Consider the following 12,939-nt stretch of genomic DNA (forward strand, 5'->3'; position numbering starts at 1 on the left):
GTGGAGGAGGAGCGACCGCTCGACGACGCCGGCGAGCGGGCCTCGGGAGGAACGCCCGGAGGTGCGGCATGGGCAGAGCGGCCGTCCACCGCCCGGTGGTGCGGGTGGACCGTGCCAGCCCCGTCCCGTTGTACTTCCAGGTGGCGCGGCAGCTCGAGGAGGCCATCCACGACGGCCGGCTTCCGCCCGGGAGCCGCCTGGAGAACGAGATCCGGCTCGCCGACGGCTACGGCCTGTCCCGGCCGACGATCCGGCAGGCGATCCAGCACCTCGTCGACAAGGGCCTCCTGGTCCGCAGGCGCGGCGTCGGCACCCAGGTCGTGCAGGCGCAGGTGCGGCGCTCGATCGAGCTGACCAGCCTGTACGACGACCTGCTCGCCGCCGGCCGCAGTCCCGCCACCCGGGTGCTGGAGCTCGGCACGCTGCCCGCCGGCGAGACGGTGGCCCGGGAGCTCGACGTGCCGCCCGGCACGGAGGTGGTACGCCTGCGGCGGCTCCGGCTGACCGGCGAGGAACCGCTCGCCCTGCTGACGAACTACCTCCCGGCCGGCCTCGTCGCCCTGACCGCCGAGGACCTGGCCGCCCGCGGCCTGTACGAGATGCTGCGCGCCACCGGGGTCAACCTGCGCATCGCCCACCAGACGATCGGAGCGCGGGCCGCCACCGCCGCCGAGGCACGGCTGCTCGGCGAACGCCGGGGCGTCCCGCTGCTGACCATGACCCGGCTCGCGTACGACGACAAGGGCCGCCCGGTGGAGTACGGCAGCCACGTCTACCGCGCCGGCCGTTACTCCTTCGCCCTCACCCTCGTCGAACGCTGAGCGGCCGGGCGGGGCAGCGCGCGGATCACGGGACGAAGGCCCCGCACCACGTGCGTGGTGCGGGGCGCGAAGGCCGCGATGTTCCGTACGCGGACCGCCGTCCGTCAGGGGTTGGCGGTGAAGTACACGAACGTGTCGGCCGGGTCGGGGGTCACCTGGTGGGCGAGGTCGGGACTGGACGCGGGCGTGTACGTGACCTGGACCGCCTGGGCGATCGCGTCACGGCACAGTTGGAGGATCCGGTCATTGGTCCGATCGTAGGAGTCGAGGGCCTTCGTCTTCTTGTAGAGATCGGCCAGGCCGACCAGGGTGGGGTCGCCCGCCATGGACCGGGCGACGATGTTGTTGTGCAGGTCCATGGCATGCGTGCGGGGCTCATCGGAGTTCTGCTCGTGTGCGTCCCCCCATTTCTTCGCGTAGTCCGCGCCGAACCAGGTCGTCAGGCCCAGCTGCCATACGCAGTGCCGGGCCGCGTCGGCCTTGTCGTCCTGCTTCTGCTCGGTGACCCCCGCCACCTGGGCGGCGTTGTTGTACGCGAACGAGTAGGGCCGGCCGGCCACGATGCACTGGGCCTTGTTCTCATCGCACACCGCCTTCTCCGGTGGCGTCATCGCGGTGTAGGTGTCCCAGCCTCTCTGGATGAAGTTCTTGTATCCGGGTGAAGGGTCGGCGTCCGCGGCGTCGGTGCCGTCGGCGGTGCCTTCCACGGTCGTCTGCGCGCTGCCGGTGTCGCCGCCGGGCGAGGTCGGGTCGGCGTGGGCCGGTGTCGTCCAGACGGCGACGGTGGACGTCGCGATGGTGGCCGCGATGACGAGGGCGAGCGTCAGGATGGCGCGCCACGGGTTCGCGTGAGGTCGGGCGATCCGGGCTGAGGGGTGTCTCACGGCAGGTCCTCCTTGTCGGGGGGAGCGGTCACCCTCAGGTGTAGGACCTGGGACTTTGTTCGTCACCGGCCGGAGCGTCCGAACAATCAAGGCCGATCAAATGTGCACGAACGGGTCCGGGCGGACCCACGGGTGACGCCTGACCGGGGGAGCCCGCGCCGGTCGACCCGGCGGGCGCTCCCCCGCGACGTTGATGATCCGCGCACCGTCGCCGGTCAGGCCGGCTGCGGGTCGGCGACCGGGAGGAGCGCGTCGAAGACGAGGGTGAAGAAGGAGTCGAACGCCTCCGCCGAGCGATCCGCGCGGGCCCTGATGAGGGATCCCTCCCACGCGTTGACGAGGAAGCCGGCCGTGGCGCGCGGGTCCAGGCCGGCGCGGAGGGCGCCGCCGTCGCGGGCCTCGGTGAGCGCGCCCGCAACGGCGTCCGTCCACTGCGCGAGGCCCTCGCGGACGGCCTCGCGGATGACCGGGCTGTGGTCGGCGATCTCGGCTCCGAAGTTGCCGACGAGGCAGCCGCGCGTGAACTGCGCTCCCACGACGGCGTCGCGGAGCGACTCGAAGTGCGCCCGCAGCCGGGCCAGCGGTTCGCCGTCCCCCGCGACCAGCTCCTGGAGGTGACGCCGGGCGCCGTACCGCTCGAGCGCGACGACGGCGAGCGCCTCCTTGCTGTCGAAGTGGTTGTAGAACGACCCCTTCGGCACGCCCGCCGCATCGGTGATCACCTTCACGCCCGCCGCGTTGTAGCCCTGGGCGTGGAACTGCTCGAGAGCCGCCTCGACGATCTCCTCGCGTACGCCTCGCCTACCCATGCCGACCACCTCCGGCCTCAATATGGCCGGTCGTCTCCTCTGTGTCAACCCAGGTGGGCGCCGCTTGACAGATCTAAGACGACCGGTCATATTCACTTCATCGCAGTTCGGCGTGGAAGGAGAGATCATGAACATCGAGGGTTCGGTCGCGGTCGTGACCGGAGGTAATCGGGGCTTCGGCCGGGAGCTGGTCACCCGGCTCGTCGAGCGCGGGGCCAAGGTCTACGCCGCCGCCCGGCGCCCCGAGACGGTGGACGTGCCCGGCGCCGTGCCGCTGCGGCTGGACATCACCGATCCGGCGTCGGTACGAGACGCGGCCGCCGCGGCGACGGACGCGACCCTACTGATCAACAACGCCGGAATCTCGACCAAGGCGTCCCTGCTCGGCGGCGACGTCGAGGACGCGAGGCGGGAGATGGAGACGCACTACTTCGGCACACTGTCCACGATCCGGGCGTTCGCCCCGGTCATCGAGGCCAACGGCGGCGGCACCATCCTGAACATCCTGTCCGTGCTCTCCTGGTTGCACATCCCGGCCTCCGGCGCGTACTCGGCGGCCAAGGCCGCCGAGTGGGCGATGACCGACGCTGTGCGCCAGGAGCTGCGCCCCAAGGGGATCCTCGTCGCGGGACTGCACGTCGGCTACATGGAGACCGACATGACCGCGGGCATCACGGCCACCAAGTCTGACCCGGGATTGATCGCCGAGATCGCGCTGGACGGAATCGCCGCGGACAGCGCGGAGATCATCGCGGACAGCCTCAGCCGGAACGTCAAGGCGAACCTGTCCGCGCCGATCGTGGCCTGAGACGCCATCGAACGCCCCGCACCGGTTGACCCGGCGGGCGCTCCCCCGCGATCATGCCGACTCCGGAAGATCCCCGGGACGTGCTGGAGGGGCCGTGGCGGTGCGGGTGTGCTCGCTGAAGTTCGACGCCGACCGTGACGGCGGCCCGCAGTCCGTCCCGGCCGGCGGCGCGTACCACGTCGTCCGCTTCCCGTACGGAGCGGCCGAGTCGTACGACGCCGACAACATGCACCCCCAGACACGGAACGGCACCGACCACCCCTTCCCCTCCGACCCCGCGAGCGGGCTGATCCGGCCGGCGCACGACGCGTGGGGCCGCCTGTACGCGATGATCCAGTGGGAGACCGCGGCGGGCGGCGCGGCGACGGAGTTCCGCGACCAGTTCGTCCGTGACCCGCTCGGGACGCCGGACACGACCTGCACGGAGCACAGGCCGCCCTCGCCCGGGATGCAGTGCTTCGCCAAGGCATGGGCGATCTTCGTGTCCCCGGACGTGCCGCTCGCCCTCCGGGTCGCCCACGACGCCGACCGGCCCCTTGACCTCGTGATCGCCGAGTTCAAGCTCGAGTACGACGCCTGACGCAACGGCGGTGGGCGAACCGCTGTTCACGGGGCCTTCCCCGGCCGCTTCTGGACAATCTCGCGGCTCGATTGTCCAGGGAACCGGCGATTGGACAATGCGCGCGGTACGAAGATCCTGTCAGGCGCTTCCGGACGGAAAGGCTCAGCAGGGTGGACGTCTTGCCCAGATTCACGCCCCTCGACAATGATGATCCGCGCACCGTCGCCGGGTACGTGCTGCACGCCCGCCTCGGTGGCGGTGGGATGGGGCAGGTCTACCTCTCGTTCAGTCCTGGGGGCCGAGCCGTCGCGGTCAAGGTGGTCCGGGCCGAACTGGCCGACGACCCCGAGTTCCGCCGCCGGTTCCGGCGTGAGGTCGAGGTCGCGCAGCAGGTGCACGGCCCGTGGACCGCTCCGGTCCTGGACGCCGACCCGGACGCGCCGCGCCCCTGGCTCGCCACCGCCTACGTCGCCGGGCCGACGCTGCAGGAGGCGGTCCTGCGGCACGGCGGGCTGCCCCAACCGGTCGTCGCACGATTGCTCGCCGGATGCGCCGAGGCACTGGCCAGTGTGCACGCCGCCGGCCTGGTGCACCGGGATTTCAAGCCCGGCAACGTGCTGCTCGCCGAGGACGGCCCGCGCGTCATCGACTTCGGTATCGCGCGCGCCGCGGACGCGAGCACCCTCACCCGTTCCGGCCTGATGATCGGTACGCCCGCCTTCATGGCTCCCGAGCAGGTCGCGGGGCGTGAGGTGACCCCGGCCGCCGACGTGTTCGCTCTCGCGCTCACCGCCTACTACGCCGCCGGCGGACAGAGCGCGTTCGGCGACGGCAACGCGGCCGCCCTCGCGTACCGGATCGTTCACGAGGAGCCGGAACTCCACGGCTGCCCGCCCGACCTGCGTCCCCTGCTGGCCCGGTGCCTGGACAAGGAACCGGGCCGCCGCCCGAGCACCTCCGAGGTCATCGAACAGGCCCGCGCGTTCGTGCCGGACGAGCAGCTCCAGGCGGGGACCTGGCTGCCCTCCGCGATCGCCACCACCTTGGCGGGCTATCGCCCGGCGACGCCGCCGCACGCCGCACCCTCACCCGCCACGCCGCCGCCCGCGGACCCCCGGACCCGGACGGCTACCGCACCGTACGCCCCCGGGTCCGGCTCCGGCCCGTCCGCATCGACGGCCTTGGACCCGGACCCCGGCGCATCCGGGAGAGGCGTCATCTCGCGTCAGCCGGTGCTCATCGCCGCGGCCGTCGGGATCGCGGTCTTCGCCGTGGGCGTGGTCGCGCTGGTCACCCTGCCGAAGGCGCATTCCGGGGACGAGACGAAGAACGGGCGCCGGCCGGCCGCGCAGGCCGACGCCACCCCGGCGCCGGCCGCCGGAGGGCAGGCCGCGTCGCCGTCCTCGTCCCCGACCCCGTACGGCGGCGCGTTCGTTCCGGAGTACAAGGACGTCTCGTTCTCCCTGCCCGGCCACGGTGGGATCTCCGGAGTGACCTTCACCGACAAGGGACCCAAGGTCACCACGGACGCCGCCGAGACGGGCGTGGCGGATCTCCAATACTTCACGGTCACGGACGGGGAACTCCGGCTCTACGACACTGTCGAGATGGCCCCGATCACCGGTCCGGCGGACGCAGCCGCGTGCAAGGACGCCGTCGACCGGAATCCGATAGCCGGCTCCGTCAGCTACCCCAGCCTTAAGGTCGGGGCCGCCTTCTGCCTGACCAATGGCGCGAACGACCAGCTCGCGTACATCCGGCTCACCGGCAAACGCAAAGACCGTCTGGCCTGGACCGCGACCGGCTGGCTGACCCAGTCCGGCTGATCCGGGCTCGCGGGTGACCGCGTCCTCTGCGCCGCCGGCGCACGTGGCGGCGGCACGGAGGACGCGGGACGACGTCAGCGGGCCAGCTCGTACGGCCCAATGTCGATGCCCTTACCGGCGGGGCGTCTGCCGCCGTCGAGGTCGCCGGCGGGCGCGCCCGTCGTCGTACCGGCGTCGACGCACGGGCTGTCCGCGGTCAGGTGGTAGTCACCCGTGCCGTCCGCCGCGTACCGCACGAGCCGGGGATCGGCGTCGAGCGTTCCCGAACTGTTCGGCGGCGTGAACTCCTCGCTGTTGTCGAGCCCGTACCTGCCCTTGTGGTTGTCGAAGAAGAGGTTGTTCCGGTACTCGTTGTGCGGGCCGTTCGCGTCACCGCGCACGTTGATGCCGTACATCGCGTTGTCACGCACGATGTTGTTCGTGATCACGAAGCCGTCCGCGGTCGAGTCGCCGCCCGTGATGTAGATCCCGTGGTTCGCGTTGGCGAACGACAGGTTGTTCGCGATCGTGGCGCCCTTCGCGTTGTGGTTGAAGCGGATGCCGCTGCCCGAGGTCTGCGACACGATGTTGTTCGCGATGACGTCCGCACCGCCGGACGGGTAGATGCCGTGGACGTACTCACAGGCGGTCGGATAGGGACCGATGTGGTCGACGCGGTTGCCGATGAAGGCGTTGTCGGAGGCCGCCGCGTCGTCGCCGATGGCCTGCCCGCCGGGACTGCCGTCACAGTCGCTCGACGCGAGGTGCGTCAGCACGTCGTGCACGTGGTTCCCCTGGATGACGTTGTGGTGGCCCCAGATGAGGATGCCGCTCCACGCGCCTCCCGTGCCGCTGATGTCGAACCCGATGACGCGCACGTAGTCGCCCTTGCTCTCGAAGGGGAACGCGGAGGTCTTCGGTGCGATGACCGCCTTGCCCGGGTGCTCGGCCTCGAAGGTCAGGTACGCGCCCTCGTGCCCGCCCTTCGTGGTGCTGATGGACTCGGCGTAGGTGCCGTCGGCGACGTGCACGGTGGCACCGGCGTTCCCCACCGTCGCCTGGTCCGCGGCATGCTGGATCGTGGCCCACGGGTGGGCGCTCGTGCCGTCCCCCTTGGCGTCGTCGCCGTCGGACGCGACGTAGTACTGGTTCCCGGTGTCCTGGTTGCCGGTGTCCTGGGACGCGCCGGGGCCGCCGGACGGCGGATTCTCAGCCGGTGACGGGCTCTCGCTGGACGGCGTGGCCGGGGGCGAGTCGACGTGGGAGGAGCCCTCCTCGGGCGACGAGCCTCCGGTGGGCGACGGGCTCCCGGTCGGCGTCGGGGGCGAGTCGACCTGGGAGCCGTCCTCCGGCGGCGCGTCCGTGCCGGACCTCGTCCCGGACGCCGGCGTCGTGGGCGGCGGTACCGGCGAAGCGGGCTCCGACGGCGGCTCGGCCTTCGGCCGCGTGACCGTGGACGAGCCCGTCATCGCCTGGCGGAAGGCCCGGCCCTGGGTGGTGAGCCGGTCGGCGCCGGTGACCAGCCCGAACTGCTCGTGGTCGGTGGCGGTGTAGACCATCGCTCCGGCCGGGGCGGGACGGAGGCCGCGCAGCCGCTCGATCGCCTTGGTCGTCCACGACGCGAGGTATCCGGCGTTCGCCTCGGTGTAGACGGAGCCCTTGTCGCCGGAGTCGGCGTTCCACTCGGAGATGAAGTACGGCAGTTGCCTGCCGATCTTCCCCTGGACGGTCATCTCGACGTCCGTGACGTGCGTCTGCCAGTTGGCGAGATGGGTCTCACAGGTCTGCTTCCAGTCGGAGTCGCCGACCGTGTCGCAGACGTACTCGTGCCAGGACAGATAGTCGGGCTCGGGTGTCGCGCCGGCGACGAAGGCGCCGATGTACTTCACGTAGTCGTGGTCGACCCGCCAGGAGGCCGGCCCGACGTAGCGGTACGCGGCCTTCGGGTAGCGGCTCTTCAGGGCCGGCACCACCGTGTTCCAGGCCGCCGTGTAGTCGGCGACCGGCACGCCGGCGTCCGGGCCGTCGGGCTCGTTGCCGAACTCCAGGTAGGCGGTGCCGTCGCCGAAGACCTGGTGGATCAGGTCGAGCAGGTGCAGGTCGGTCTTCTTGACGTCGTCGGCGGTCCGGCCGGAGCCGGGCGCGCGGATGATGAGCATCGGTGTCGCGCCGATGTCCCGTACGGCGCGCATGGCGGACATCCACTGGTCGTCGGTGACCGGCGGGCCGTCCGGCTTGAAGCGATCGCGCAGCGGCACCCGGACGATCGGCACGCCCCAGGAGCGGAACAGCTCACGCGTGGCCGCCTGGGTGACGAACGCGTCATCGGCGCCGAAGAACGACATGTTGATGCCGAAGAGCGGATCGGCGGTGGTCGGTGTGGTCGTGCCGCGGGCGGTGGGCACCACCGCCGAGGCGACGGCGACCAGGAACGCGAGGATCAACGTGAGCCGGCTGCCGAGCCGGCGCGACGCGCCGGGGGAGGGTCCGTACATGAGGGTGGCTCCTCCTCATCGGGAGATTCTGCCCCGGGCCGGAGAGGCTCTTCTCAAGAGGGGACGCCGCTCCGCCCGAGGGCTGGACACCCACAGGTTCGACCGGTGCGGGCGGCCGGAACAGCGTTCGGCGTTGATCTTTCGTTCGGCGTTTTGATGGTTTGTTCGGCGCACCGTCCGCGCAGGTCGGCGCGTGGGCCCGTTCGCACGCGAAGCGCCTGAACGATCTCCGCCGCTGCCCTACGAGAACGCGAAGCGCGGGGGGAGTTCGAACGGCCCGAGGCCGGGTGACGCCGGGCTCATCGCGGGAGGAGGGCGGAGGGGACGATGACCTTGCCGGTCGAGCGGCCCCGCGCGTCCAGCATCCAGCCCATGCGTTTCGGGGTGCGCAGGTTGATGGCGTTGTCGCGGACTCGCAGGAAGGGCAGACGTGCTCCGAGCAGCAGCTCGATGCGCTGGATGTCGCCGACGGACCGGGTCCAGATCGTCATCGCGAGATTCGTCTCGCCGGTGGTGGAGATGCACATCCGCAGTTCGGGCAGGCTCGCCAGGGCGGTGACGGCGCGCCCCTGATCGGCGGCCTCCGCCCTGGCCGTCCAGGTGCTGCTCACCGACCAGCCCGACACCTCCGCCGCCAGCTCGCAGCGGAAGGACAGCAACCCCGAACGCAGCACCCGGTGGAGCTGGCGGCGCGTGGTCGCGGGATTCTGGCCGAGCGTACGGGCGAGGTCGGCGGCGCTCGCCCGGCCGTCCCGGGCGAGTGCCTGGATCAGCGGCGTCAGGGCCGCCGGGACCGTGCCGCTCGGTCCCTTCGGAGCCTCGTCGGCGATCCGCTGGAACGCCGCCTCCTGGGCCGGTTCGAGGGCGTCGAGGCGCCAGTGGCTGCCGTGGCGGTGGACGCGCGTCGCGACGTGGCTGCGCTGGCGGGCGACGCCGCGCAACGACTCCAGGTCATCGAGCAGGAACGTGGTCAGCTCCGGCAGGTCGTGGGTGATGACCGTGAGGAGGAGATCCCGGCCGCGGGTCGACTCCTCGACGGTGACGACCCGCGGGTCCCGGCACACGGCGCGCAGCACGTCGGGCCGGGCGCCCGGGAGGCAGTCGACCTCGACGAGGGACAGGGTCACCTCGCGGTACCCGGCGCCCGGCTGCGCGCTCACCCACGCCAGGCCGGCCGATCGCAGCCGGGTCCAGCGGGCGACCAGGGAGGAACGGCCGGCGCGGAGTATGCGTGCCGCGTCCGTCCACGTGACCCGTGGAGCGATCTGCAGGGCGTGCAGCAATTGCAGGTCTCGCTCGTCGAGTTGCACGAATCGCCTCCGAATCGGGCTGTCTGTGCTTGATTCGGTCGATTATCGCTCCTTCGGGGGTCCATCGCCGATTCTGTTCGGAACAGACGGGAGGTGGCGATGAAGATCCTTCGCGAGGCGCAGGCGCTGCTCGGCGAGCTGACGAATCTCCGGCACCGGCTCCACGCTCACCCGGAGCTCGGCCTGGACCTTCCCCGGACTCAGGCGGCGGTGCTCGAGGCCCTGGACGATCTGCCGTTGGAGATCACGCCGGGGAAGAATGCGACGTCCGTGACCGCGGTGCTGCGCGGGCACGCGCCGATTGCGGCGGGAGAACGGACCACCGTGTTGCTGCGGGCGGACATGGACGCCGTGCCCGTGTCGGAGGAGACCGGCCTGCCCTTCCGTTCGCGGGTCGAAGGCGCGATGCACGCCTGCGGTCACGACCTGCACACCGCCATGCTCGCGGGCGCCGCGCGCCTGCTCGCGACGCGGCGGGACCGGCTGCGCGGCGACGTCGTCCTGATGTTCCAGCCGGGAGAGGAGGGCTGGGAGGGGGCCAGGACGATGATCGAGGAAGGCGTACTCGACGCGTCGGGGCGAAGAGCCGACGCCGCGTACGGGCTGCATGTCTTCTCCACCCTGCCGCAGCGTCTGTTCACTCGCCCGGGCCCCATGCTGGCGGCGTCCTCCGCGCTGCTGGTCACCGTGCACGGTGCGGGTGGTCACGCGTCGGCACCGCACCTGGCCCGCGACCCGGTCCCCGCCACCGCGGAGATGATCTCGGCTCTGCAGACGATGGTGACCCGGCGGTTCGACGCGTTCGACCCCGTCGTCCTGACGGTCGGCATGGTGCACGCCGGCACGCGGCGCAACGTGATCCCCGCCACGGCGACGTTCGAGGCGACGATCCGCACGTTCGGCGATTCGGTCGCCGACAGGGTGGGTGAGGAGGCTCTGCGCCTGCTCCAGGGGATCGCCGACGCCCATGGCGTCCGCGTCGACGCGCGCTTCGTCCGAGAACGCCCGGCCACGGTCAATGACGCGGCCGAGACGGCGTTCGCTGAGCGGACGATCCGCGACGTCTTCGGCGCCGACCTGCACGAGCCGCTTCCGCGGCCGTTCACCGGCGCCGAGGACTTCTCCCGGGTGCTCGCCGAGGTCCCGGGCAGTTTCGTGGCACTGGGTGCACTACCGGCCGGCGCGGACCCCCGCGACGCCGCCTACAACCACAGCGGCCACGCGGTCTTCGACGACGCCGTGCTCCCCCTGGGCGCGGCCCTGTACGCCGAGTTGGCGTTGCGGCGGACGGCCGTACGGCCGTCCGGCCTTCCGGAAACACCTGGGGAGGTCCAGTAATGAACGATCGTCTCTCCGCGCGGCCCCCGCGCCGGGCCTTGGTCGGCACGGCCCTCGGACATGCCCTCGAATGGTACGACTGGGGGATCTACGCGATCTTCGTGCCGTTCTTCTCGACACAATTCTTCGACTCCCGCGATGAAATCTCCGCCGTCCTGTCGAGCCTTGCGGTCTTCGCGGTCGGGTTCGCGGCGCGGCCGGTCGGCGGCCTGATCGTCGGACGATTCGCCGACCGCGTCGGGCGTAAGCCGATGATGCTGGCGACCGTCGCGGGGATGGCCGCCGGCAGCCTGGTCATCGGGCTCTGTCCGACGTACGCGACGCTCGGCGCGGCCGCCTCCGCGATCCTCGTGCTCGCCCGCATCGTGCAGGGACTGGCCACCGGAGGTGAGCTGCCGTCGGCCCAGACGTACCTCGCGGAGTACGCGCCGCGACGGCACCGGGGCCTCTGGTCCAGCGTCATCTACATCGCCAGCGTCGGCGGGAACACCGTCGGCGTCCTGCTCGGTCTCCTGCTGTCGGAGCTGCTGTCGAAATCGGCCATGGCGTCGTACGGCTGGCGCATCCCGTTCATCCTCGGCGGGGTCCTCGGCGCCGGGACGCTCTGGATCCGCCGGTCGCTCGCCGAGAGCGCCACGTTCACGGCCGAGCGGCAGGAGCGCCCCCGGCTCTGGCCGGAGGTGCTGCGTCACCGCCGGCAGGCGATCCAGGTCGTCGGCATGAGCGTCGGGCTCACGGTCGTCTACTACGCCTGGGTGATCGCCGCCCCGGCGTACGCCATCAGCGCGATGCACGTGAACGCGAACTCGGCCCTGCTCGCCGGAGTCCTGTCCAGCCTCGTGCTCATCGGCGTGCTCCCCGCGTGGGGGGCGCTGTCCGATCGTGTCGGTCGCCGGCCGGTGCTGCTGGTCAGCACGCTCGGCACGGCCGTGTCGCTCTTCCCCCTGCAGGCGATGATCGATGACAGCGCCTGGCGGCTGGGGGTGGCCATGGCGGTCGCGATGGTGTTCATCGGCGCCGGCGTGTCGATCCTGCCCGCCGCGTACGCGGAGATGTTCCCGACCCACATCCGCACGGTCGGGCTCGCGGTACCGTACTCGATCGCCGTCGCCGCCTTCGGCGGAACGGCGCCGTACCTGCAGACGTGGATCGGAGAGACCGCCGGCCGGGCCGCGTTCACCGGCTATGTGGTGCTCCTGCTGGTGGTGTCCGCGGTGACCGTCCTCACCCTGCCCGAGACCCGCGGGATGAGCCTCACCGCGGCCCGGGACCACGGCGGCGAAACGGAGGGCGTTGCGCGTGAAGCTGCTTGACCTGCTCGATGACGGCATCGAGGCGATCGACCTGGCACAGCCGCTGGAGACCGGGATGCCGGTGTCCCCGACGCATCCCGGCTTCCAGTTCGCGCTGCGCCAGCGGCACGGCGACGTCGAGCGCCCGGACGGGATGACCGGCTCGCACGAGATGCTCGTCCTCGGCGGGCACGTCGGAACGCACATGGACGCGCTGTGCCATGTCGCCGTCGACGGCCGCCTGCACGGAGGCGTGGCGGTCGCCGACGCCCTCGACGACGGCCGGTACCGCAGCCACGGCATCGACCAGGTGCCGCCGCTGGTCCGCCGCGGCGTGCTCGTCGACGTCCCCGCCGTACGCGGACTGGACCGCCTCCCCCCGGGAGAGCCCGTGAGCGTGGAGGACCTGCGCGCCGCCGGGGTCGTGCCGAAGCGGGGCGACGTCGTGCTGGTACGCACCGGATGGGCGCAGCTGTGGGACGACCCGCCGGCCTACCTCGGGGACGAGCGCGGCGTACCCGGCCTCGATGCCGGGGCCGCGGCCTGGCTCGCGGACCAGGGGGTCGCCGCGGTCGGCGCGGACACCATCGCGCTGGAGCACATCCCCCCGGGCGGCGGGCTCGCCCGCCTGCCGGTGCACCGGCTGCTGCTCGCCGAGCACGGCATCAACCTGATCGAGGTGATGGCGCTCGAGGCCATCGCCGCGCGCGGCGTGCGCGAGTTCCTCTTCGTCGGCGCGCCGTTGAACGTCCGCGGCGCGACCGGCGCGCCCATCCGCCCGCTCGCCCTCGTCGGAAGCTGATCGAGCGGGGTGG

Annotated in this window: 11 protein-coding genes; 7 read left to right on the plus strand and 4 right to left on the minus strand. The window is 71.8% G+C overall.

The window, feature by feature from the left end; genetic code table 11:
* The first annotated feature begins 68 nt into the window (after positions 1-68).
* A complete protein-coding gene (locus tag NE235_RS04265; RefSeq protein WP_252799551.1) occupies positions 69-821 on the plus strand; it encodes a GntR family transcriptional regulator in 753 nt (250 codons plus the stop codon).
* Between the two features lie 104 nt (positions 822-925).
* Here the strand turns inward: NE235_RS04265 and NE235_RS04270 are convergent, their stop codons facing one another.
* Positions 926-1,705: a DUF6973 domain-containing protein gene (locus NE235_RS04270; RefSeq protein ID WP_252799553.1), complete on the minus strand. Its 780-nt coding sequence runs from the start codon at positions 1,703-1,705 to the stop codon at positions 926-928.
* A gap of 215 nt (positions 1,706-1,920) precedes the next feature.
* Positions 1,921-2,514: a TetR/AcrR family transcriptional regulator gene (locus NE235_RS04275; protein ID WP_252799555.1), complete on the minus strand. Its 594-nt coding sequence runs from the start codon at positions 2,512-2,514 to the stop codon at positions 1,921-1,923.
* Between the two features lie 127 nt (positions 2,515-2,641).
* Between NE235_RS04275 and NE235_RS04280 the strand changes: the two genes are divergently transcribed.
* From NE235_RS04280 to NE235_RS04290, 3 genes are all read left to right on the plus strand, one after another.
* Positions 2,642-3,322, plus strand: coding sequence for an SDR family oxidoreductase (locus NE235_RS04280; RefSeq protein WP_252799557.1), 681 nt, complete (start codon positions 2,642-2,644; stop codon positions 3,320-3,322).
* A gap of 94 nt (positions 3,323-3,416) precedes the next feature.
* Positions 3,417-3,902 carry a hypothetical protein gene (locus NE235_RS04285; RefSeq protein WP_252799559.1) on the plus strand — a complete coding sequence of 162 codons (486 nt, stop codon included), beginning with the start codon at positions 3,417-3,419 and terminating at the stop codon, positions 3,900-3,902.
* A gap of 161 nt (positions 3,903-4,063) precedes the next feature.
* On the plus strand, positions 4,064-5,710 hold the full coding sequence (locus tag NE235_RS04290; RefSeq protein WP_252799560.1) for a serine/threonine-protein kinase: 1,647 nt from the start codon (positions 4,064-4,066) through the stop codon (positions 5,708-5,710).
* 74 nt (positions 5,711-5,784) lie between these two features.
* On the opposite strand, the gene NE235_RS04295 is transcribed toward NE235_RS04290, so the two are convergent.
* The gene (locus NE235_RS04295; RefSeq protein WP_252799562.1) at positions 5,785-8,184 is read right to left on the minus strand and encodes a choice-of-anchor Q domain-containing protein; all 2,400 of its coding nucleotides are present in this window, start codon (positions 8,182-8,184) and stop codon (positions 5,785-5,787) included.
* A 299-nt stretch (positions 8,185-8,483) separates the two neighbouring features.
* Positions 8,484-9,494, minus strand: coding sequence for an Lrp/AsnC family transcriptional regulator (locus NE235_RS04300; RefSeq protein WP_252799564.1), 1,011 nt, complete (start codon positions 9,492-9,494; stop codon positions 8,484-8,486).
* Between the two features lie 99 nt (positions 9,495-9,593).
* Between NE235_RS04300 and NE235_RS04305 the strand changes: the two genes are divergently transcribed.
* Genes NE235_RS04305 through NE235_RS04315 form a run of 3 tightly spaced genes read left to right on the plus strand, consistent with a single transcriptional unit; the run spans position 9,594 to position 12,926 of the window.
* Positions 9,594-10,832 (plus strand): M20 metallopeptidase family protein, encoded by a 1,239-nt coding sequence (locus tag NE235_RS04305; protein ID WP_252799566.1) that lies wholly within the window; start codon positions 9,594-9,596, stop codon positions 10,830-10,832.
* Entirely contained in the window at positions 10,832-12,145 is a 1,314-nt protein-coding gene (locus NE235_RS04310) for an MFS transporter (protein WP_252799568.1), read from the plus strand. The genes NE235_RS04305 and NE235_RS04310 overlap by 1 nt, the downstream gene beginning before the upstream one ends.
* Positions 12,132-12,926, plus strand: coding sequence for a cyclase family protein (locus tag NE235_RS04315; RefSeq protein ID WP_252799569.1), 795 nt, complete (start codon positions 12,132-12,134; stop codon positions 12,924-12,926). The genes NE235_RS04310 and NE235_RS04315 overlap by 14 nt, the downstream gene beginning before the upstream one ends.
* Positions 12,927-12,939: the final 13 nt, after the last annotated feature.

Source organism: Actinoallomurus spadix (assembly GCF_024055725.1).
Taxonomy (GTDB): domain Bacteria; phylum Actinomycetota; class Actinomycetes; order Streptosporangiales; family Streptosporangiaceae; genus Actinoallomurus; species Actinoallomurus spadix.